At 73.3% G+C, this 21,674-nt stretch carries 20 protein-coding genes and 1 pseudogene; 10 read left to right on the top strand and 11 right to left on the bottom strand.

Annotated elements, in window-relative coordinates:
• On the bottom strand, positions 1-573 hold a 573-nt coding region (locus ACFYOV_RS16090; protein ID WP_389087935.1), incomplete at its 3' end, for a maltotransferase domain-containing protein.
• 73 nt (positions 574-646) lie between these two features.
• Positions 647-946 (bottom strand): DUF5133 domain-containing protein, encoded by a 300-nt coding sequence (locus tag ACFYOV_RS16095; protein ID WP_389087938.1) that lies wholly within the window; start codon positions 944-946, stop codon positions 647-649.
• 375 nt (positions 947-1,321) lie between these two features.
• Between ACFYOV_RS16095 and ACFYOV_RS16100 the strand changes: the two genes are divergently transcribed.
• Positions 1,322-1,834 (top strand): pep a2, encoded by a 513-nt coding sequence (locus ACFYOV_RS16100; RefSeq protein WP_389087940.1) that lies wholly within the window; start codon positions 1,322-1,324, stop codon positions 1,832-1,834.
• Entirely contained in the window at positions 1,831-3,978 is a 2,148-nt protein-coding gene (glgX, locus tag ACFYOV_RS16105) for a glycogen debranching protein GlgX (RefSeq protein ID WP_389087943.1), read from the top strand. Before ACFYOV_RS16100 ends, glgX begins: the two co-directional genes overlap by 4 nt.
• 29 nt (positions 3,979-4,007) lie before the next feature.
• Here glgX and ACFYOV_RS16110 read toward each other — a convergent pair whose 3' ends face one another.
• Positions 4,008-4,811, bottom strand: coding sequence for a VOC family protein (locus ACFYOV_RS16110; RefSeq protein WP_389087945.1), 804 nt, complete (start codon positions 4,809-4,811; stop codon positions 4,008-4,010).
• Positions 4,812-5,062: 251 nt separating this feature from the next.
• Between ACFYOV_RS16110 and ACFYOV_RS16115 the strand changes: the two genes are divergently transcribed.
• Positions 5,063-5,383 carry an ANTAR domain-containing protein gene (locus tag ACFYOV_RS16115; protein WP_389087947.1) on the top strand — a complete coding sequence of 107 codons (321 nt, stop codon included), beginning with the start codon at positions 5,063-5,065 and terminating at the stop codon, positions 5,381-5,383.
• Positions 5,384-5,413: 30 nt separating this feature from the next.
• Here the strand turns inward: ACFYOV_RS16115 and ACFYOV_RS16120 are convergent, their stop codons facing one another.
• Positions 5,414-6,214, bottom strand: a complete 801-nt coding sequence (locus ACFYOV_RS16120) for an RNA polymerase sigma factor SigF (protein ID WP_389087950.1) — start codon at positions 6,212-6,214, stop codon at positions 5,414-5,416.
• Between the two features lie 632 nt (positions 6,215-6,846).
• Between ACFYOV_RS16120 and ACFYOV_RS16125 the strand changes: the two genes are divergently transcribed.
• Positions 6,847-7,368: a hypothetical protein gene (locus tag ACFYOV_RS16125; RefSeq protein WP_389087952.1), complete on the top strand. Its 522-nt coding sequence runs from the start codon at positions 6,847-6,849 to the stop codon at positions 7,366-7,368.
• Positions 7,369-7,419: 51 nt separating this feature from the next.
• Here the strand turns inward: ACFYOV_RS16125 and hemC are convergent, their stop codons facing one another.
• The 3 genes from hemC to ACFYOV_RS16140 form a co-directional block, all read right to left on the bottom strand.
• On the bottom strand, positions 7,420-8,355 hold the full coding sequence (hemC, locus tag ACFYOV_RS16130) for a hydroxymethylbilane synthase (protein ID WP_389087954.1): 936 nt from the start codon (positions 8,353-8,355) through the stop codon (positions 7,420-7,422).
• A 43-nt stretch (positions 8,356-8,398) separates the two neighbouring features.
• Complete coding sequence (locus tag ACFYOV_RS16135) at positions 8,399-9,175, bottom strand: NPP1 family protein (RefSeq protein ID WP_389087957.1); 777 nt, start codon at positions 9,173-9,175, stop codon at positions 8,399-8,401.
• Positions 9,176-9,319: 144 nt separating this feature from the next.
• On the bottom strand, positions 9,320-10,300 hold the full coding sequence (locus ACFYOV_RS16140; protein WP_389087959.1) for an ATP-dependent DNA ligase: 981 nt from the start codon (positions 10,298-10,300) through the stop codon (positions 9,320-9,322).
• Positions 10,301-10,831: 531 nt separating this feature from the next.
• Between ACFYOV_RS16140 and ACFYOV_RS16145 the strand changes: the two genes are divergently transcribed.
• Together ACFYOV_RS16145 and ACFYOV_RS16150 are read left to right on the top strand one after the other, a co-directional pair.
• Positions 10,832-11,212, top strand: coding sequence for a DoxX family protein (locus tag ACFYOV_RS16145; RefSeq protein WP_389087961.1), 381 nt, complete (start codon positions 10,832-10,834; stop codon positions 11,210-11,212).
• The gene (locus ACFYOV_RS16150) at positions 11,209-11,676 is read left to right on the top strand and encodes a peroxiredoxin (protein ID WP_389087963.1); all 468 of its coding nucleotides are present in this window, start codon (positions 11,209-11,211) and stop codon (positions 11,674-11,676) included. Before ACFYOV_RS16145 ends, ACFYOV_RS16150 begins: the two co-directional genes overlap by 4 nt.
• Before the next feature lie 22 nt (positions 11,677-11,698).
• Here the strand turns inward: ACFYOV_RS16150 and ACFYOV_RS16155 are convergent.
• Both ACFYOV_RS16155 and ACFYOV_RS16160 read right to left on the bottom strand, forming a co-directional pair.
• Positions 11,699-12,220 (bottom strand): annotated as a pseudogene (locus ACFYOV_RS16155) (DNA polymerase ligase N-terminal domain-containing protein).
• 61 nt (positions 12,221-12,281) lie between these two features.
• Entirely contained in the window at positions 12,282-13,112 is an 831-nt protein-coding gene (locus ACFYOV_RS16160; protein WP_389087966.1) for an aldo/keto reductase, read from the bottom strand.
• Between the two features lie 228 nt (positions 13,113-13,340).
• Here ACFYOV_RS16160 and ACFYOV_RS16165 point away from each other — a divergent pair, with 228 nt between their 5' ends.
• Positions 13,341-14,339: a TauD/TfdA dioxygenase family protein gene (locus tag ACFYOV_RS16165; RefSeq protein WP_389087968.1), complete on the top strand. Its 999-nt coding sequence runs from the start codon at positions 13,341-13,343 to the stop codon at positions 14,337-14,339.
• A 19-nt stretch (positions 14,340-14,358) separates the two neighbouring features.
• On the opposite strand, the gene ACFYOV_RS16170 is transcribed toward ACFYOV_RS16165, so the two are convergent.
• The gene (locus ACFYOV_RS16170) at positions 14,359-15,864 is read right to left on the bottom strand and encodes a metallophosphoesterase family protein (protein ID WP_389087970.1); all 1,506 of its coding nucleotides are present in this window, start codon (positions 15,862-15,864) and stop codon (positions 14,359-14,361) included.
• 255 nt (positions 15,865-16,119) lie between these two features.
• Entirely contained in the window at positions 16,120-16,740 is a 621-nt protein-coding gene (locus tag ACFYOV_RS16175; RefSeq protein WP_389087973.1) for an L-threonylcarbamoyladenylate synthase, read from the bottom strand.
• 160 nt (positions 16,741-16,900) lie between these two features.
• Here ACFYOV_RS16175 and ACFYOV_RS16180 point away from each other — a divergent pair, with 160 nt between their 5' ends.
• From ACFYOV_RS16180 to ACFYOV_RS16190, 3 genes are all read left to right on the top strand, one after another.
• Entirely contained in the window at positions 16,901-18,400 is a 1,500-nt protein-coding gene (locus ACFYOV_RS16180; protein ID WP_389087975.1) for a helix-turn-helix domain-containing protein, read from the top strand.
• A 946-nt stretch (positions 18,401-19,346) separates the two neighbouring features.
• On the top strand, positions 19,347-19,583 hold the full coding sequence (locus tag ACFYOV_RS16185) for a hypothetical protein (RefSeq protein ID WP_389087977.1): 237 nt from the start codon (positions 19,347-19,349) through the stop codon (positions 19,581-19,583).
• Between the two features lie 363 nt (positions 19,584-19,946).
• Positions 19,947-21,665 (top strand): fatty acyl-AMP ligase, encoded by a 1,719-nt coding sequence (locus ACFYOV_RS16190; RefSeq protein ID WP_389087980.1) that lies wholly within the window; start codon positions 19,947-19,949, stop codon positions 21,663-21,665.
• Positions 21,666-21,674: the final 9 nt, after the last annotated feature.

A 21,674-nucleotide genomic window follows, 5' to 3' on the forward strand; every position in this document is an offset into this window, starting at 1 on the left:
CAGCGGCAACGGCTCACTGCCGGTCACCAGCTCCCGCAGCGGATACCGCGCCAGCACCGCGTCCACCTCCGGCGTCAACGCCGCCGCCAGCCGGGTGGCACAGGGCAGGGAGTCGTCGCGCAGGGTCCCGGCCGCGGCGAGGAGCACGTCCCGCCCGTCGTCCGGCGGGACCCCGGCCGCTGCACGCTCGTAGAGGTCGGCTCCCTCCTCCAGAACCAGGCCGGTGTCGATCCCGGCGGGAACCTTGACGGTGGCGACGCCGCGCCAGGTGGTGACCGGATCGCCCCACGCCTCCACGCGGTAGCTCCACAGGCCCACGCCGTCCGGGGTGACCTCGGCGCCCCACCGGTCGCTGCCGGGGGCCAGTTCGCGCATCGGGGTGAACGGCTTCGGGTGGCCCCCGGGGTCCCTCAGTACGACATTGGCCCCCACCGCGTCGTGCCCCTCGCGGAACACGGTGGCCGTGACCTCGAACGTCTCGCCGACGACGGCCTTCGCCGGCCGCCTGCCGCACTCCACGGACGGCCGTACATCCCGCACCGGGACACGACCGATGGACCGGGTCGCCTTCATGGTCTGCACCTCCGCCGTACTCGAGTCCGGGCCGGCGCCCGGTCGTGGGGACCACACTGCGGCGGGACGGCCCTTACCGTCCCGCCGGGGAGCGCCGCTCGACGGCCGGTGGGCCGCGTCTGACCGCCGCGGCCGGACGGGGCCTGTCGTTCTGTTCCTGCAGACAGGTGACGAGGCCGGTGCGCAGGTACCGTTCGGCGGCGTCCGCGGCCTCCCGTGCGCAGCGCTTTCCCATCAGTACGCAGAGGGTGTAGCCGGAGTCCTCGAACGTGGCCCGCACCGTGCGGTCGGCCGGGGCCGCCAGCATCACGCGTTCCCAGGCCCGGTAACGGCGCAGCTGCCGGGCAACTTCGGCTCTGGCGGGTAGCAGCATGGCGCCGTTCACCTTTCCGGGGCTCGATGGGGGCACGTTGTCCCGACGGTCGGGCGGCGGCCGTGCACCACAGCGGCACGGACCCGTAACGGCGATCGAGGTCTTCACACATGGTGCACGGATCGTGACCCAGCGTCTTGTTGGATTTTCAACGATGACCGTTGCTCCATGTGGTCCGGCCGGACCACCCGGCGGTGCTCCGGCTGCTCACTTGTCGCCACTCACGCCTCAGGCGTGCGCTCCTGTTGCACGAATGGGTCAACCCCCTCACGCTGTAGGTGACTCAGAAGCGATAGCCGCTCACGTACCGTGTTCGGGGCCGCGTCCCGCGGGGGTGCGGAGGTACGGGAGCCTCGCGGTGAGGAGCCGACGACGATGAAGACCGCAGTGCCCTGCTACTACCACCTCGAGGTGGAAGTCAGCCCGGAGAGGGTGGGACAGGTCAGCCGCATTCTGGCCGCTCACCTCCGGTTCTGGGACCTGGAGAACCTCATGGAGCCCGTCTGCCGCGGCACCGAGATGCTGCTGCGGGCCATCGACGAGCACGCCACGGACAAGAACACGTCGATCGAGATGTGGTGGAACGGCCAGCACCTCATCACCGCCATCGGGGACAACGACCGCGCCCTGCGCCCGGACCAGGAACTGCGCGGCTGCCTCGAGCACATCGCCGCGAGCAGCGACGGCTGGGGCTGCTGCGCCACCGAGACCGGCAGCAAGGTCATCTGGTTCTCGCAGCGCGCCCGCGCCGGCGAGCGCGTCCCGCTGGTGCCCACCGGCCCCGACCCGAGGGCCAGCGAGGGACTGGACCTGCCCCGCGAGCTCAGCGTTTCCCAGCTGACCGGCCGGGTCCGCACACCGAACGGCATCCTGGAGGACGCCCGGTGAACCGCCGCCGGAACCGGAAAGGGGCGCCCGCCTGGAGCGGGCGCCCCTACCCGCTGGGCGCCACCTTCGACGGCGAGGGCACCAACTTCGCGCTCTTCAGCGAGGTCGCCGAGCAGGTGGACCTGGTCCTCGTGGACGACGACGGCACGCACACCACCGTCGCGCTGACCGAGGTCGACGGCTTCGTGTGGCACGGCCACCTGCCCGGTGTCGGCCCCGGACAGCGCTACGGCTACCGGGTGCACGGCCCCTGGGCGCCCTCGGCGGGCCACCGGTGCAATCCGGCGAAGCTGCTGCTCGACCCGTACGCCACCGCCGTGGACGGGCAGATCGACAACCACCTCTCCCTGTACGAGCGCGACCCCGACGGCCCCGACCCGGCCGACAGCGCCGGACACACCATGCTCGGCGTGGTGACCGACCCCGCCTTCGACTGGGGCGACGACACCCGGCCCGGCCGACCCTACGCCGACACCGTGATCTACGAGGCCCACGTCAAGGGCCTGACCCGTACGCATCCCGAGGTCCCCGCCGAACTGCGCGGCACCTACGCCGGTCTGGCGCACCCCGCGGTGGTGGAGCACCTGACCTCGCTGGGCGTCACCGCCGTGGAGCTGATGCCGGTGCACCAGTTCGTCCAGGACGGCGTGCTCCAGGGCCGGGGCCTCGCCAACTACTGGGGCTACAACACCATCGGCTTCTTCGCCCCGCACAACGCCTACGCCGCCCGCGGCACCCGCGGACAGCAGGTCACCGAGTTCAAGGAGATGGTGCGCACCCTGCACGCGGCCGGCCTCGAGGTGATCCTCGACGTCGTCTACAACCACACCGCCGAGGGCAACGAGAAGGGCCCCACCCTCTCCTTCCGCGGCATCGACAACTCCTCCTACTACCGCCTCGTCGACGGTGACTGGTCCCACTACTACGACACCACCGGCACCGGCAACAGCCTGCTGATGCGTCACCCCTACGTGCTCCAGCTGATCATGGACTCGCTGCGGTACTGGGTCACCGAGATGCACGTGGACGGGTTCCGTTTCGATCTCGCGGCCACGCTGGCCCGGCAGTTCCACGAGGTGGACCGGCTCTCGGCGTTCTTCGACCTGATCCAGCAGGACCCGGTGATCAGCCGCGTCAAGCTGATCGCCGAGCCCTGGGACGTGGGGGAGGGCGGCTATCAGGTGGGCAACTTCCCGCCGTTGTGGTCGGAGTGGAACGGCAAGTACCGCGACGCGGTCCGGGACTTCTGGCGCGGCGAGGACCACACCCTCGGCGAGTTCGCCTCCCGGCTGACCGGCTCCTCCGACCTGTACGCCCACAGCAGGCGCCGGCCCCGCGCGAGCGTCAACTTCGTCACCGCGCACGACGGTTTCACCCTGCGCGACCTCGTCTCGTACAACGACAAGCACAACGAGGCCAACGGCGAGGGCAACCGCGACGGCGAGAGCGCCAACCGCTCATGGAACTGCGGGGTCGAGGGCGACACCGACGATCCCGCGGTGCTGGAGCTGCGTGCCCGGCAGCAGCGCAACTTCCTCGCCACCCTGCTGCTGTCCCAGGGCATCCCCATGCTCTCCCACGGCGACGAGCTGGGCCGCACCCAGCGCGGCAACAACAACGCCTACTGCCAGGACAACGAGATCTCCTGGGTCGACTGGCGGCCGGCGGACGAGCAGCGCGGGCTGCTGGACTTCACCCGGCACCTCATCGCCCTGCGCACCGCCCATCCCGTGCTGCGCCGACGCCGGTTCTTCCGCGGGGAGACCGTGCGCCACGCCGACCAGCCGCTGCCCGACCTGGTGTGGCTGCTGCCGGACGCCGAGGAGATGACCGAGGAGGACTGGCAACGCTCCGACGCCCACTCGGTCGGCGTCTTCCTCAACGGCGACGCCATCGTCGAACCCGGCCCGCACGGCCGGCCGCTGGTGGACGACTCCTTCCTGCTGCTGCTCAACGGCCACTGGGAGCCGGTGCACTTCCGCCTGCCGGACACCACGTACGGCGAACGGTGGGCGACACTGATCGACACCGCCGACCCGGAGGGCGTCCCGGACGAGCAGGAGCACAAGGCGGGCACCGGCCTGACCGTGGAGGCGCGCAGCCTGGTGCTGCTGTCCCGCCCGTCGCGCACCGCCCGGAACTGACCCGCGGGCGCGCGGCCTCCCGCCGCGGGTCAGCGCCCGCGGCGGGAGGTCACCGTGAACTGGGCGCCGTCGTTGTCGCGCAGCACCGCCTCGTCGCCCTCCAGGGAGAGCACACTGCCGCCGTGCCGTTCGGCGGCGCGGGCGCAGGCGGCCACGTCGGCCACCGCGAAGTGCACCTGCCAGTGCGGCCGGATCCGCGGGTCCGGCGCCGACCCCAGCGCCCCCGACTCGATGCGCGCCACCACGTCCCCGCCGCTGCGCAGCACCACCTCACCGCCCTCGTACTGCACCTCGCAGCAGCCGGGCTTGTCGGACGCCCAGTCGAAGACCTCGCCGTAGAAGATCGCGGAGTCGAAGGCGTCCCGGGTGTGCAGCTTGATGAACGCCGGCTGGGCGCGCCGCCAGGTGGGCCAGTCGGTGAACAGCTCGCCCTCCCAGATCCCGAACGTCGCCCCGTCCCGGTCGGCCAGCAGGGCCGCCCGCCCGGGCGGCAGCGAGATCGGGCCGACCGCGGTCGTGCCGCCCCGCTCCTGCACCCGTGCCACGGCCTCGTCGGCGCTCGGCACCGCGAAGTACGGCGTCCAGGCCACCGCCATCTGCCACATGGTCGCCACCCCGGCGATCCCGGCCACCGGCGAGCCGTCCACCAGCGCGATCCGGAACCGGTCGCCGAGGCGGGCCTGGCGCCACTGCCAGCCGAGCACGGCCCCGTAGAACTCCTCGGTCGTCTTCACGTCGCGGCTGGTCAGGCTCACCCAGCAGGGTGCGCCGAACACGGAGTGCGTCGAGAAGACGTCCGTGGCGCCGGCGGGGGAGGGCATGTCGTGGTTCATGGCAGTCGCGTCCTGATCTCGTCGGCCTGGCGGCCATCGCAATGGCACCAGTGTCCGCCCCGAACCGCTCCTGGCGCCTGCCGAGTACCCCGGCGGCGGTCCCGAAACGGCGGCCCCGGGCGCCCCCGGGCCCGCCCCGGTGGCACGGGGCGGGCCGAGTGACGACGATGGATGGGTCGGACACTGGGTGAAGGCACTCAAGCACTACGTGAGCGCGTCACAGGAGCGGCACACCGGACCCGGAGGTGACCATGCCCACGGACGGGGGCTCGGACCGGATCCTCCAGCTGGAGCAGGAGGTGCGCCAGCTGAAGGAGGCGGTCGTCTCGCACGCGGTGGTGGACCAGGCGATCGGGATGGTCGTCGCGCTCGGCCGGGTCTCGCCCGACCAGGGGTGGGCGGTGCTGAAGGAGGTCTCCCAGCACACCAACATCAAGCTGCGCAACGTGGCCGAGATGATCCTGGTCTGGGGACGCACCGGTGTCATGCCCGTCGAGATCCGCGCCGAGCTGGAGGACGCACTCGACCGGCTCGGCCCCACCCAGATCCCGGGCGCGCCGCCGGAGCAGTGACCCGCACGGCGGTGCGTCCCACGACGCGCCTCAGCCGGCCGTCTCCGCCGTCAGCTCCTCGCGCAACTGGGCGAAGCAGCTGCTCAGCAGCCGCGAGACGTGCATCTGCGAGATGCCGAGCTGCTCCGCGATGCCGCTCTGCGTCATTCCCCGGAAGAACCGCAGATAGAGGATTACCCGCTCGCGCTCCGGGAGCGCCTCCAGGCAGGGCCGTACCGCCACCCGGTCGACGACCGTGTCGTACGCCGGGTCCGGCCCGCCGAGTGCGTCCCCGAGGGCGTAGCCGTCGGTGCCGGGCATCTCCGCCTCCAGGGACAGCGCGGAGAAGCACTCCAGTGCCTCCATCCCGGTGCGCACCTCGCTCTCGGTGAGCCGGGTGTACGCGGCGATCTCGGTGACCGAGGGCGGCCGGCCGGGGGTCGTCTGCGCCAGCTCCTTGACCGCGTGCCGCACCCGGTTGCGCAGGTCCTGCACGCGGCGCGGCACGTGCAGGGTCCACATGTGATCGCGGAAGTGCCGCTTGATCTCCCCGGTGATCGTCGGTACCGCGTACGCCTCGAAGGCGTTGCCGCGGGCCGGGTCGTAGTGGTCGACGGCCTTGACCAGGCCCAGGGCGGCCACCTGGTACAGGTCCTCGAGGGACTCGCCGCGCCCCCGGAACCGGACGGCGATCCGCTCGGCCATGGGCAGCCATGCCTGGACCAGATCGTCCCGCAGGGCCTTGCGCTCGGGCCCCTCGGGCAGCCGCGCGAGGCGGGCGAAGGCCTCGGCGGTGTCGGGGGCGTCGTCGTGAGGGTGGGGCTTCCTTGTGCTGCCGGCGGTAGGACGCATGACGCGCACCTCCCTGAGCAGGTGCCGGGTGGACAGACACCGCGGGAGCACGGACCCGGACGGACCCGGCCGGACTTCGACGGACCCGGACGAACCCCGACGGACTCGGATCTCATGGAGGAGCCCGGGGCCGGCGAGCCGGTTTCCCACGGACGTGCCTCCTGTCCGAAGCACTGAGAATTGCTTTCCCGGGTGCCGCCCTTTCGAAACTGGATCCGTAATTCCGTCACCGTCCGCGACCGGTCGCTCCGGAATTGTCGACCGTCCGGTTGTGTATGTTCACCCTTCTCGGAATGTGAGCCACCCGGAATTCCGGTAAAGGGGGCCCGGTGCCGTGTCGTGGAATTCTCGGAGCGCGGCGGTGGCCGCTCCCGCGCGTCCCGCCGCGGCCGGGACGGTACCGGTCCAGGGAGGGGCCCGCTCCCGTGCCCGGGTCGGTGATCACGGCGCGGGACGTGATGTGCGGCACGCCACCGGAACGGGCCGTCCGGCCGGTTCGGCGGATAGTTCCAGCGCAGCGCTTGATCACCGGTCAGAGAGCTCGAACTGCCTGGCCACAGCGCATTCCGCGCATTTGACAGTGCACGGAGCACACAGATAGGAAGCAGCCACAGAAGTCGAGAGGTTGCACTGTGTACGAGCCGAACGTGGTCGGGGACTGGCACGAGTACGACGAGCATGCCGGTCTGCGGGTCCGCGTCCACCGTCTGGAAACGGGCGAGCCGCCGCGCGGACGGGACGACGCAGCCGAGGGGCTGACGTACTTCAGTGTGCGTGTGACGGTCGAGAACCGCGGCGGCCGGCACGTCGGGGTTCATCTCGAGGACGGCCAGATCGACGTGCGCATCGGCCCCGACGGGGAGAGTGCGTTCATCGACTGGCGCAACTCCCAGTTCATCGAGGGATTCGACGTCTATCCGCTGCGCCGCGCCACCGCGGTGATCTACGCGGCCGGCCCCGAGGCGTCCTTGAGCCACGTCGACATCCAGGTCCAGCTGCGCGTCGACGAGGAATGGACCGGGCGCCGGCTGTGGGCCGGCGGTGTCGGCGTGCACGAGGGCACCGCGGGGGCCCATCCGGGGGCCGGTCGGGAGAACCTCGCCCACCAGGTGAGCGCGTTCCTGCGGGACCAGGCCGAGGAGGGCACCGCCTGACGGGGCGTCGGTGCCGGCCGGGGCCGTGGCCGCCCCTCGGGCCCGTCGTCGTCAGTGCGGGATGCCGTCGATGATCTCGCGGGCGCCCTGGCGCAGCAGTGCCACGGCGACCGAGGTGCCCAGCGTCGCCGGATCCAGTCGGCCCGCCCACTCGTGGGCGTTCAGCCGGGTCTTGCCGTCGGGTGTGAAGACGCAGGCCCGCAGCGACAGTTCGCCGCCCCGGTCCACGCGCGCCCACCCGGCGATCGGGCTGTTGCAGTGCCCCTGGAGCACGTGCAGGAACATCCGCTCGGCGGTAGCCTCCCGGTGGGTGTCCGGGTGGCCGAGGACGCTGACCGCGTCGATCAGGTCGGTGTCGTCCTCGCGGCACTGGAGCGCGAGGATGCCGGCGCCGATGGGCGGCATCATCGTCTCGGGCGAGAGGACCTCGGAGACGACGTCGCGCCGCCCGATCCGTTCCAGACCGGAGAGCGCGAGCAACAGCGCGTCCGCCTCGCCGGCCGCGAGCTTCTCCAGCCGCCGGTTGGCGTTGCCGCGGAACGGCACGCAGCGCAGCTGCGGGTGGCTCGCGGCCAGCTGGGCGACCCGGCGGACCGAGGACGTGCCGATCCGGGTGCCCGGCCCGAGCTCGTCCAGGGTGAGCCCGTCCGGGTGCACGAGCGCGTCGCGGACGTCGTCCCGCTTCAGGAACGCGGCGAACACCGTGCCCGCCGGGAGTGGCCGGTCGGTGGGGACGTCCTTGACGCAGTGGACGGCGACGTCCGCCTCGCCGGCCAGCAGGGCGGCGTCCACCTCCTTGGTGAACGCCCCCTTGCCCTCCACCTTCGACAGGTCGCCCAGCCACTTGTCCCCGGTCGTTCTCACGGGGACGACCTCGGTGCGCACACCGGGGTGGGCGGCGGCCAACTCTGCTCTGACGCGCTCCACCTGAGCGAGTGCCATGGGGGAGTCGCGGGACACGATGCGGATCAGTTCCGGGGCGGACATGCCGCCACGATAGACCCTCGCGGTCGTGTCCCCGTGCGGTTCGTCACGCGTTCGGGTCGAACGGGATGCCCGACGGCTTGGCGGCGGCCAGGCGGGAGGCGAAACTCCCGTCCTTCAGGCCGAAGTGGGCGCTGCCGAAGTCGTATGCGCTCAGTTTCTCCCGGATCCCGGCCGGATAGCCGTTCCAGCCCACCAGCGCCGGGTACTGCCACGTTCCCTGGTGGTTCTCCGGCGGCTCGTCGCCCGCACGGGCCAGGCGGAAGCAGTGGGTGCCGATGCCGTCCTTGTGGTACACGATCTTCGGATGCGTGCCGTCGAAGCGGACCGCCGAGCGGGCGTGGATCGAGAACGACCCGTGGTTCGACGTCGAGACGTACTGCACGGTGCTGTTCTGCACCCAGACGACGACGTGCTCCCAGTCGTGGCGGTGGCCGCCGAGGCCGGTGCCCGGCAGCGCCTGGTCCTTCTCGAAGTACAGGGCGTAGACGACGGCGCACCAGCCGTTGTTGCACTTCGAGCGCGCGTAGCCGTTGGTGTTGGCGAGGTCCGAGGCGTCGCGGCAGTTGCCGTTCAGGGCACCGGTCGGCTTGAGCCCGCTGTTGACGGTGCCGTCGGCGCTGATGGCGGGCGACGCGTAACAGCCGTCGGTGTCGTAGTCGTAGGCGGGCTGGTAGGTGCGCTCCAGCGTGTCGGCGTTCGCCGGCAGGGCCGGGGGCGGGGCGGCGTAGGCGATGGCGGGGAAGGCGGCGACGAGTGCGACGGCGCCGGCCAGGCCGGTCAGCCATCTCCTGCGGTGGGTCCGGGACGTGCTCGGTGACACTGCGTCCTCCTCCTGGTCCGGGCGCAGCCCAACGGCTGTGGGGGGCAAGGGGGTTCAGCATCCAGCTTTGGCCGTTGCATGCCAAGAGGGGGTCGGTGTACCCGTGGTGAAGAACGGCCGGCACCCGGTGGGCCGGCGCCGGTGTCACACCGGTTCGTCCGGAAGGTCGGCCGCCGCCTCCTCCGGAGCGAGGTCCGGGCGCAGCCGCAGCCAGGACGGCTGGCGCAGCATCCCCTCCCGGGTACGGGTGCTGTAGCGGACCTCGCCGACCAGCCGCGGCACCACCCAGTGGGCACCCGGCACCGCCGGTACCGGGTCGAAGGGGCACACGTCGGTCGCCGCGGCCCGCAGCAGCGCCGCGAGCTCGGCGCGCTCGGCCACGCTCCAGCCGGTTCCCACACCGCCGACGTAACGCAGCCGTCCCGCCGCACGCTGGCCGACCAGTACGGCGCCCGGCAGCCCGGTCAGCCGCCCCCTGCCGGGCAGCCAGCCGCCCACGATGACGTCCTCGCTGCGCATGTTCCGGATCTTGATCCAGGCGCGGGAGCGCACCCCCGGCTCGTACACCGAGTCCAGCCGCTTGCACACCAGGCCCTCCAGCCCGTGCTCGACCGTGGCCCGCAGGGCCTCACGGCCGTGGCCCACCAGCGCGGCGGGCGTCGACCAGTACGGCCCCTCCAGACCGAGCGCCTCCAGACGCTCGCGCCGCTCGGCATAGGGCCGTCGCAGCAGCTCGCGCCCCCGCACATGCATGACGTCGAACAGGACGAGATGAACCGGCACCTGCGCGGCCCGCCGCGCGGCCCGGCCGGGCGCGTGCGCCAGCCCCATCCGCGACTGGAGCAACTGGAAGCTGGCACGCCCGTGTTCGTCCAGCGCCAAGATCTCCCCGTCCAGCACGACAGCCGTGCCGCCGAGGGCTCCCCCCAGCGGACGCAGCTCCGGGTAGGCGGCGGTGATGTCCTCACCCGAGCGGGCGCGCAGCAGCAGGCTCCCGTCGCCGGGGAGGTACACCACCGCACGCTGGCCGTCCTGCTTGGTCTCGTAGGCCCAGCGCGCGTCCTGCGCGGCGGGCGGCAGGGTGCCGGGGGTGGCGAGCATGGGCGGGATCAGCGGCAGGGTCACGGCACCGAGGGTGCCCCGGTACGGCGACGGCGGGACCCCGGCACCCCCCGACCGGCGCCGGGGTCCCGCCGTTCGGCTCAGTGGGCCGGGCCGGTGCGGGGGACCAGGTCCGCCGCCGGAGCCGCACCTGCGGACCAGGTGCGCCGCGCCCTCGGCGATCTCCGGTCGGCCCGGCCGGTGCCCGCGGCAGCGGTCGCCGACGGCCCGACGCGTCACCGGGGCCGTCGGCCCGACCTCCCGCCCGGCGTGCGCACGGGCGCCCTCCGGTCGCGGCCGCCGGCCTGTTGGCGCGGCGCGCCACCGGCTGGGCCGTGCTCCCCGGTGAGGGCCATGAAGGGCGTGACGGGCGGAGGGTGCCCGGCGCGGCCGTGGGCCGAGCGGACGGCGCGACGGGTGTGCGGCGGGGAGCGTGGCCGGGACTCCGGCCCGCGGGGCGGCCGCCGTGGGTGCGGCCCTGACCGTGGAGGCCCGCTGTCCTCCGCTCCCTTACTGTGCAGTAATATCGCGCGGCAGGTCGTCAGAGGAGGAACCGTGTCCCGGTCCGAACGCTCGCCCCTGCTACTCGCCGGTCTGCTGGCCGTCGCCGGCACCGCCCACTTCGCCGATCCGCGCCAGTTCGATCACATCGTGCCGCGCTCCCTTCCCGGCACGCCCCGGGCCTGGACCTACGCGAGCGGCGCCGTCGAGCTCGCGCTGGCCGCCGGGGTCGCGCTGCCCAGGACCCGCAAGGCCGCCGCGCTCGCCACGGCGGCCTTCTTCGTCGGCGTGTTCCCCGCCAACGTGAAGATGGCCGTCGACTGGCGGCACCGCCCCGCGCCGCAGAAGGCCGCCGCGTTCGGGCGCCTGCCGCTTCAGGTGCCGCTGGTCCTCTGGGCCCGCGGCGTCGCCAAGCGCGCGGACGGCCGCTCGTGAACGGGCGTGCGGAAAAGGGCGGCAGCGTCGAGGACTTCGCGCTGCGGGACGAGACGGGCACCGTGCGCCGCCTGTCGGACCTGCTCGCCGACGGCCCGGTGGTGCTCTTCTTCTACCCCGCCGCGCTGACTCCCGGCTGCACCGCCCAGGCCTGCCACTTCCGGGACCTGGCCGCCGAGTTCGCCGCCGTCGGGGCCCGGCCGGTGGGCATCAGCGGCGACGACGTGGAGCGGCAGCGCGAGTTCGCCGGCCGGCACGCCCTGGGGATGCCGCTGCTGTCCGACACCGACGGCACGGTCCGCGAACGGTTCGGTGTGAAGCGGGGGTTCTCCCTGGCGCCCACCAAACGGGCCACCTTCGTCATCGGACAGGACCGCACGGTCCTCGAGGTGATCCGCAGCGAACTGCGCATGAACGCCCACGCCGACCGCGCCCTCGCCGCGCTCCGGGAACACCGCCCCTGAAGCGGGCGGGCCGCCGAGGGGCTCAGCCCCCGCCGGCCGTGGCGACCTGGCCGAGGGTGCGACCGGACCGTACCGAACGCGCCCGCCGCGGGTCCGGAGCGCCGCGGCCCCGGGACGGGCCCTGCGAGCGGCGCCCCGACGCCTTGCGCACCAGCAGCCACGCCTCCTCACGCCGCCCCCGCCGTCGCGGAACCGGGTGAGGGCGCGGTCGCCGCGCAGCTTCGCCCTGGGCAGCCGGGACGCGGCGTGCCCGTGGCGCAGCGACGCGGCGAAGTCGACCGGCCGTCCCGCACGGTCGCTCCTCCGTGGCACCGTGAGCCGCCTGTCCCCGGGGTCGGCGGAGGGGGCCCTTCGGGACCGACCAGGACGTCAGCACGTCGCCCCCCTGGAGCCGGAAGTCGAAGTGCAGCGTGCTCGCGTCGTGGGTCTGCACCACGAACCGTGACCGCGCCCCGGGCACCGGTGCCGGGCCTCCCGAGGGCTCCCCGGTCCGGTCGACGTCCCGCTTGCCGCGGTGGTCCCGCAGCCGGTCCCGCTCGCCCACCGTGCGGCTCCTTCACGTGCGCTCCCACAGCGTCAGGACCGGGATACACCGCGCGGACGCCTCAGAACTCCTCGTGGGTCGCCGGGTCCCCGCCGATCCTCCGGTGGGCCCGGTCGGTCATGGTCCTCATCTGGGCGGCGTCCAGCTCGAAGCCGAAGACGTCGAGGTTCGCACGCTGCCGACCGGGATCCGCCGACTTGGGGACGGGCAGCGCCCCGAGCTGGATGTGCCAGCGCAGCACCGCCTGCGCCGGAGTGACGCCGTGCGCCTCGGCGACGGCGGCCACGGCCAGGTCGTCGAGCAGGCGCGTGCCCCGGCCCAGCGGGCTCCAGCTCTCGGTGAGGACGCCCTTGTCCGCGTGGAAGGCGCGCAGCTCCTCCTGGGGGAAGAAGGGGTGCAACTCGACCTGGTTGACGGAGGGCAGCACTCCGGTCTCCTTCGCCAGGCGCTCGATGTGCGCGGGCGTGAAGTTCGAGACGCCGATCGACCGCACGAGCCCCTCCGCGCGCAGCGCGATCATGGCCTTCCACGAGTCGACGTACCGGTCGAGCCGGGGGAGCGGCCAGTGGATCAGATAGAGGTCGACGTACTCCAGCCCGAGCCGGGCGCGGGACTCCTCGAAGGAGGCGAGGGTCTCCTGGTAGCCGTGGTGCCGGCCCGGGAGCTTCGTCGTCACGACGATCTCCTCGCGCGCGATCCCGGCGCGGGCGACGGCACGGCCCACGCCGGCCTCGTTGCGGTAGTTCGCCGCCGTGTCGACCAGGCGGCAGCCCGCCTCGAGGGCCGTGGTCACCGCCCGTTCGGCCTGCTCGTCGTCCAGCGGCCAGGTGCCCAGACCGATGGCCGGGACCGTCGTGCCGTCGTTGAGGGTACGCGTCGGGATGCTGATCACGAGGGGCCTCCCGTCGAACGAGTGGTCGTCCCTCCAGCGTCGGTCACGGAGCGGGCGCTGATCAAGACGATCGCGCGACGGCGCCCCGTCACCACGCCCCCGTACGAGCGCCCCGTCACCACGCCCCCGTACGAGCGCCCTGTCGCCACGCACCCGTACGGCTGCCAGGATCGTCCCGGCAGTGGGTCCGGACCCGGGCCGGCGCGGACGACCGGCACAGCGGCACGCATGACGACGGACAGGAGCGGCGTGAACACACACCAGCGGGACACCGGGGCGGGCGGCGGGAACGGCGGCGGAATCCAGGTGCGCCCGGTCGCCGGGCACATCGGCGCCGAGATCACCGGGGTCGATCTGGCCGGCGAGCTCGACGACGCCGTGGTCGCCGCCGTCCGGGACGCCCTGCTGCGCTGGAAGGTGCTGTTCTTCCGCGGTCAGCGCCTCGGCCACGCCGCACACGTGGTGCTGGCGCGGCGCTTCGGCGACCCCGTCGTCCTGCCCCGGCGCGGCAGGGCGTCCCCGGCGGACGTCCCCGAGGTCGAGACCACCGCCGACCGCCTGGAGCTCGGCGGACGGTTCGGCATGGGGCACGAGGAGTGGCTCAGGCGCCGCCGCCACACCCTGCTGCGGGGCTGGCACTGCGACCACGGCGCCCGCGTCGACCCCCCGGCCGCGACGATCCTGCGCGCCGAGACGGTCCCGCCCTACGGAGGCGACACCACCTGGGCGAACCTTGCCGCGGCCTACGCCGGGCTGTCCGCGCCGGTACGGGAGTTCGTCGACGGGCTGCGCGCCGAGCACCGCCTCGGGGTCGGTTATCAGCCCCGGCCCGGCGACGACGCCTACGTGCGCCACCTGCTCGACCACCAGGTCGCCTCCGTGCACCCGTTGGTGCGTGTCCACCCGGAGACGGGGGAGCGGGTGCTGTTCGTCAACGGCTACTACGTCGAGCAGATCACCGGACTGTCCCGGCCGGAGAGCGCGGCCGTCCTGGAGATGCTGCTGGAGCAGGCGACCCGGCCCGAGTACACGGTGCGGTTCCGCTGGGAGCCGGGCAGCGTGGCCTTCTGGGACAACCGGGCCACCGTCCACCTGGCCCCGGGCGACACCGCCCATCTCGACCACCCGCGGATCATGCACCGGGTGATGCTCGCCGGCGACGTCCCGGTCGGGGTCGACGGCCGGCCCTCGGAGCCGCTCGCCGGCACCGCCCCGGGACACTGGTGACCGGCGGGGCCCGCCCTGCTCACACCAGCGGGATGGTCACCTCGTCCTCCACGGGAGGGTCGACCTCCTGCGCGCGGTTCCCGGTGGCGGCGTGGCAGCGCAGCCGCACCGCTTCCGGTCCGACGTCCAGCCGCAGGAAGCACTTGAAGAACGGCGGGCTGTAGGTGGCCGAACCGGGCGAGAACACCTGCGTGTAGATCCTGCGCACCGGCAGCCGGAACCGCCGGGCGCGGTCGGGCCGGCGGCCGGTGCCGAGCAGGCCGGCGACCAGCCGCATCCGCCGGGTGACCCGGACGGGCGCGCCCGGGGCCCGGGTGGGCGGGACGGCCAGGCGTTCGGCGATCACGGCCGTCGCCTCGGCGTCGGTGAGGGTGAAGAAGCGGCGCAGCCGCAACCGGCGTCCGTAGAGCCGGCTGTAGAAGGCGAGGGAGTCGCCGCGCAGGGGATAGCAGCGGAAGTCCCGCTCGGTGACGCCGGCGACGTCCACGCGGGGGATGGTGTGGGTGGCGTGCGTGAACGCCCCGCCGCCCCCGGCCACGACGTACTGGATCGTGCGGCCGTCCGCCAGCCGCACCGGATAGCGCTGGTAGTTGTGGATGTCGCCGCCGATCGCCGCCACGTAGCGGTGGTCCGGGTCGCGGACGATGTCGTCCACGGTGCCGCCGCCCTCGACCGGGTACGGTCGGTACCGGCCGTCCACGTACAGGGGCGAGCCCGTGACGAGGATCTTCGGGCGCGGTCCTTTGGAGACCTCGCGCAGCCACGCGCCCTGTTCGGCGTCCACGGTGCCCAGCAGGCCCGTGTCGATGCCGACGATCCGCACCGGCCCCGCGTCGATCGCCCAGTAAGGGCCCGGCTGGACGGCTTGCTGGGCGGGATCCGAACGCAACGCCCTTGCCTGGTCCAGGTGTTGCCCGGCGTCCGGACGAGGCCGGTGCCAGAGCAGGGAGCGCAGCCAGGCCCGGGTGAGGGGGCGTGGTGCGGGCTCCGGCGGCAGCGGTGGGGCGTCGCCGCAGAACACCCGCATGAAGGCGCCGAGGTCCTCGTACCAGTCGTGGTTGCCGGGTATCGCGTAGATCGGCGCCCGGTAGTCCCGGTACGGGCGGAAGAACTTGTCGCCGTAGTCGTCGGCGCTGCCGACCGGGTAGATCACATCGCTGGCGACGATCGCGAAACGGGTGTCCCGGCCCTCCTTCAGCAGCCCGGGCACGACCGCGTACTGGGGCTCGTCGCCCTCGCCCGTGTCGCCGAGGACCAGGAACGAGAAGCGCTCCGGATCGTCACGCCGGATCACCTTGTCGGCAGGTGCGCCCGCCGCCGCCCGCTGGGCCACCCAGCGGGCGCGGGTACGCCCCGTGGGATCGCCGAACCAGGAGGCCAGCAGGCCGTTGCGGGCGGCCCACAGCATGCGCGGGTCGAGCCAGGAGATCTTCCGGGTCCGGTGCGGCATCAGTCGCCGGTACGCGCCGCGTTCCACGGCGCCCCAGCCGGCGCCCTCGGCGGTATCACGTGAGGAGTTGGACACCGGTGCACCGTAACAACGAGCCCGCGGGCGACCCGTTGGCGGGTGTGGACGTCGCTGACGCCTGGATTCTCCCGTCCGGCCGGGACGTTGACCGGGTGAACCGGTGGGAGAGCGTGGCTCCTCCTCCGATCCAGCGCCGCTGGTGACGCCCGTCCGCGGTCCCGTCGTACGCGCCCGCGCCAACCCAGGGGAAACCGTGGCCGGCCCGGCGTGGACCGGACACCCCGGCCCGTGCCCGCCGGCCGCCTCGCCGGGCTACTCGAACCGGGAGGTGTCGCCCGCGCCCCGGCGGACGATCTCCGCCTCCCCGCCCGAGAAGTCGATCACCGTCGTCGGTTCGGTGCCGCAGTCCCCGGAGTCGAGCACCGCGTCCACCACGTGGTCGAGCCGGTCCTTGATCTCCCAGCCCTGGGTCAGCGGCTCGTCCTCGCCGGGCAGCAGCAGGGTGCTGGACAGCAGGGGCTCACCGAGCTCGGCGAGCAGGGCCTGGGTGACCACGTGGTCGGGGATGCGCACCCCGACCGTCTTCTTCTTGGGGTGCTGGAGCATGCGCGGCACCTCCTTCGTCGCGGGCAGGATGAACGTGTAGCTGCCCGGCGTGGACGCCTTGACCGCCCGGAACACGTCGTTGTCGATCCGTACGAACTGGCCGAGCTGCGCGAAGTCCCGGCACACCAGGGTGAAGTGGTGCCGGTCGTCCAGCTTGCGGATCGTACGGATCCGGTCGATGCCCTCCCGGCTGCCCAGGCGGCAGCCGAGTGCGTAACACGAGTCCGTGGGGTACGCGACCAGGGCGTCGGCACGGATGCTGTCGGCGACCTGGGAGATGGTGCGCGGCTGGGGGTTGTCGGGGTGCACGTCGAAGTACTTCGCCATTCACCGAGCTTATGCCGTCGGCGCCGGCCTGCCGCGCACGAGCCGCCCGTGCCACGGTCGCCCGGGCGGGGACGTCAGCCCGGGACAAGCCGCGCGCAGGGGTGAGGTAACGTCCCCGACCTGGGCCGGGGACGGCGAGAGGGACAAGGGGATCACCGAGGTGGCAGGCCGCGAGGACGCAGTCCGGGGTAGGGAGACGGCAGTCGTGGAGGCCCCGGCATGGGCGCGGGAACTGCTGGAGCACCTGCGGCCGGCCGGGCGGGACGTCCGCAGGGTCGTCGACTGGCTCGCCGGCACCCTGCGGGCGACGGTGACGCTGCGGGACGCGGCCGGCACCGTCGTCGCGGGAAGGCCGATGCCGCTGGACGGGTCTCCGGCCGCCGACATCACCGCCGGCCGGATCGCCTCCGCCGCGTGGCAGGCGGACGGGCGCCATCTGCGCCTGGTGAAGGTCGAGCACCCCTCGCGGACCTGCGTCCTCGCGGTCTCCCGCGAGACCCCCTTCGACCGGGCTGCCACCGACATCGTCGCGTACACCGCCCAGGTGGTCGAACTTCTGCTGACCGCGCGGGAGACCGCCGTGGCCGGACAGCGGCTGCGGCGGGCCACCGCCGACCTGCGGCTGGCGATCCTGCAGCTGCTGATGGTCGAGGACACCGTCGCGGCCCGCCGGGTCGCCGCCGGACTCTGGCCGGGCCTGCTCGACGCCGACATGGCGTGCGTCTACATCGTCGAGTCCGCGCCCGGCCGGCGCGACCGCCTCGCCGAGGAGTGTCTCGACACCACGCAGGACGAGGCCCTGGTCGTGCGGTGCCCGGCCATGGACGGCCACGTCATCGTCGTCAGCCCGCGCGAGGCCACGGCCGACGAACTGCGGTCCCTGGTGGACCGCCACCCGGACACCTTCCTCGGCGGCAGCGTCTGGCAGAGCCTCGCCCGGACCGCCACCGCGTACGGGCAGGCCGTCAGCGCCCTGGCCGTCGCGCGCTTCCGGCCGGACAAGACGGCCGTCTACGCCGAGCGCACCCACCCCGAACGCCTGATGGATCCGATGGCGCTGCGCGCCTGGACGGCTCGGGTGCTGCGCCCGCTCGACGACCTGCCCCACCACACCCGTGCGGAACTCCTCGCCACCACCCGCCTCGGCCTGGAGTTCACCGCCGTCAACACGGCCAAGGTCCTCGGCGTCAGCCGCAACACCGTGCGCGCCCGCATGGAACGCGTGGAGACCCTGCTGGGCACCGACTTCGACGACGTCACCGCCCGCGCCGTGGTCCACCTCGCGCTGCACACCCAGATCAGCCTCCAGGAGGGGCAGTCGGGCACCGGCCCCACGTCCACCGCCCGCGGGCTCGACCACCTGCTGGCCGGTCCCGCGGTGCGCGCCTGGGCCGAGGAACTCCTGGGGCGACTGGACCGGGACGCCCGGAACCTGCGCCGGACCCTGTGCAACTGGATCTCCGCCGGAGGCAACGCCGAACGGGCCGCCCGGAGTCTCGGGGTCCACGCGCAGACCGTGCGCGAGCACGTGCGCGGCGCCGAACCCGTGCTCGAGCGCCAGCTCCTCGCGGCCGGCACCGACCTGTACGAGGTCGTGCTCGCCTTCCTTGCGGTGGGTGACCTGAAGCAGCCGGTGCTGGGAGCGGGTAAACGGGCCTGATGGGCCGTGCCCGAGGGGGACGAATCGGGACCTGCCGGACGCGGTTGTGCACGGTTGAGCCATCCGGCCACCACAGCGGGCATCCGTGCGGTACACAGTCCGGCGCCGTCCACGTAGGTTTCGAGCTGTCGCGGGGGCACGACCGGAACGGGGGACCGGTCGCGCTCCCGCGCACCCGGTTCAGGCCACGTCGCGCACAGTGCGGCGGCGCTCGGCGCGGGGCCGCTCGGCCCTCGCTCGGCCGTACGGCCCGGACGCCGGGACCGCCGGTCCCGGCACCGGGGCGGCGACCGGACATCCCGTCGCGGTGGCGTCGTGGCCGATCGGCGGCACCGGCGGGGCGGCTTGGTGCTGCGCCCCGGGCCGGGGGGTTCGTGCCGGCACCGGCGGCCTCGGTCACCCGAGCGCGCCCGCCCGCCGAGGAGCAGAGCACCGCCGACGGTGGTGATCCCTCCGAGGCCCTCGAACGCCGAGGCTTTCGAACCTCCGTTCGGTATTGGGGATACTGAGCGGGTACTTCCCGCGCTACCGCCGACCGCGCCGCCCGCCGGATCGCCGCCGCGGTGGCGGGGTTCCGCAGGAGGCGCTGGATGCGCACGCCCCCGGCCGCCCGGACCCGCCGTGGCGGCGCCACCGTGCCCGCCGAGGCAGCGCCCCCTCCGGCGCCGGCCGCAGCGGTACCGCGGGCGTGCAGGCCCCGGGGGAGCGGCGCCGCACCGCCCCTCCTCGCGCCCCGCGGTGCTGCGACCCGACCGGGCGGCCGAGCGCGGGCGCGGTACGGCCGACGCACCGCCATCCGCCGGGTGGGTGAGCGCGGAACGGCACGCCGGGGGCTGTGTGTCCCCGGTGAGGACGGGTACCCGGCCCGCGCTGTGGAGTCCGTTCCCCCGGCAGCGCGGATCGGGGCGGACGGGCCCGGAACGATCATCGCGACAAGGAGGCCCGAATGACCAGTGAGACCGAGACCGGCGGCGTGACCGGCACGCAGGACAAGGACTACAACCTGATCTGGTACGTCGAGGCGTGCCTGAGCAACGCGCTGCGCCTGGAGACCTACATCCAGGACGCCGAGCGCGCCAAGGACGACGAGGTGGCGGACCTCTTCCGCAAGGCCCAGGCGGACAGCCGCAAGGGCGCCGAACTGGGCAAGGAACTCCTGCGCGCACGGCTGAACGGCGGCTGAGCACGCCGCTTCGCCCGGGGCCCGGCCGCCGTGAACGACCCGGTGGCCGGGCCTCCGGCGTACCGTCACGGCCGCGCCACACATGTCTGCTACGGTCGAATACGCGTCCAACTCCGTTGGATTCGCAGTGTTTCCGTCCGTCCGGTCCGCCGGGAGGACGTGCTTGCCATCGTGCTACTGGCGGTAGTAAGCAGCTAGACGGGGGTACGGGGGGACGGTGTCGACCACACCGTCGCACCCCGAGGTGTCGGGACGGACGCTCGGGCAAGGGGGCCGGGGCGGCCACGGCTTCCGCGCGTTCAAGGGACGCGGCCCTCGAACTCCGGTTCCTCGCACCGACGCAGAACAGGTGAGTCTCCTCCTATGGCCCGTTCCCTGGTCGACCTGCTGATCACCCACGCCGCCGAGCACCCCGACCGGACCGCCTACCGTTTCCTCGTCACGGGCGACTCCGACGGGGAGGTCCAGGACATCTCCTACGGGCGCCTCGCCGACCGCGCCCGGGCCATCGCCTCCTGGCTCCAGGACCGGGGCCTGACCGGCTCCCGCGCCATGCTGCTGTACCCGCCCGGCCTGGAGTTCATAGCCGGCTACCTCGGCTGCCTCGCGGCGGGCGTGGTCGCCGTCCCCGGGGTGCCCCCGCGGGGACGCTCCCACAACCACCGGGCCCTGACCCGGATGAGGCGCCTGATGGCGGACGCCGACGCCACGGTGATCCTGGGCGGTCGCGAGGTGATCGACGCGCTCGGCACCATGGACCAACACCTTCCGGAACCGGCCGAGGTCACCCGCGTCGCCACCGAGGACATCCCCGACGACCTGTCCGCCGACTGGCGCGAGCCCACACTCGACGCGGACACCGTCGCCTTCCTCCAGTACACCTCCGGCTCCACGTCCGCACCACGCGGAGTGATGGTCACCCACGGCAACCTGCTCGACAACGAGCGGATCATCACCCAACGCATGGGTCACACTTCCGACGCCGTTGCCGCGCACGGCGGCGAACTGTTCGTCAGCTGGCTGCCGGTGTATCACGACATGGGCCTGATCGGCCCCGTCCTCAACACCGTGTACCTCGGCGCCACCAGCACCCTGTTCTCCCCGCTGCACTTCCTCCAGCAGCCGGGGCGCTGGCTCGACGCCGTCAGCCGCTACCGCCCGCACACCAGCGGCGCTCCCAACTTCGCCTACGAACTCTCCCTCAGGCACGCCACGCCCGCCTTCGTCGACGGTCTCCACCTCGGCGACTGGCAGGTCGCCTTCAACGGCGCCGAGCCCGTGCGGGCCGCCACCCTGCGGCGCTTCGCCGACACGTTCGCCCCGGCCGGCTTCCGCCGCGAGGCCCTCTACCCCTGCTACGGACTGGCCGAGGCCACCTTGATGGTCACCGGCGGCTCGCCGGGCGCCGGGCCCGTCCTGCTGGACGCCGACGGGCCGCACGCGGGGGCCGCGGACGCGGCGGCGGTCGGCACCGGCCGCCCCGGACCCGGCCTGACCGTGGTGATCGCCGACCCTGAGACGCACGAGGAACTGCCCGACGGCGAGGTCGGCGAGATCCGGGTCGGCGGCGCGAGCGTCGCCAAGGGCTACTGGCGCAACGCCCTCGCCACCCGTGAGACCTTCCGCGCCGGTGTCGCCGGACGTGACGGCCGCCTCCTGCGCACCGGCGACCTCGGGTTCCTGCGCGACGGCGAACTGTTCGTCACCGGCCGGATCAAGGACCTCATCGTCGTCGACGGCCGCAACCACTACCCGCAGGACCTCGAACTCTCCGCCGAGACGGCGCACCCCGCACTGCGGCCGGGCTGCACCGCCGCCTTCTCCGTCGACGCCGGTGTCGAGGGCGAACAGGCCGTGCTCGTGGCCGAGACGGCCCCGGACGCCGCCGCCGAGGCCGACAAGATCACCGACGTGGTCCGCAGGGCCATCGGAGACACCCACGGACTCGCCGTACGCCAGGTGGTCCTGGTCCGGCCGGGCACCATCCCCAAGACCTCCAGCGGAAAGATCCAGCGTCACGCCTGCCGGGCCGCCTACCTCGACGGCACCCTCTCCCCGATCGGCGTGCCCGCCGCCGGGTGACCCCGGCGG

This window comes from Streptomyces sp. NPDC005931, from assembly GCF_042871235.1.
In the GTDB taxonomy this organism is placed as follows: domain Bacteria; phylum Actinomycetota; class Actinomycetes; order Streptomycetales; family Streptomycetaceae; genus Streptomyces.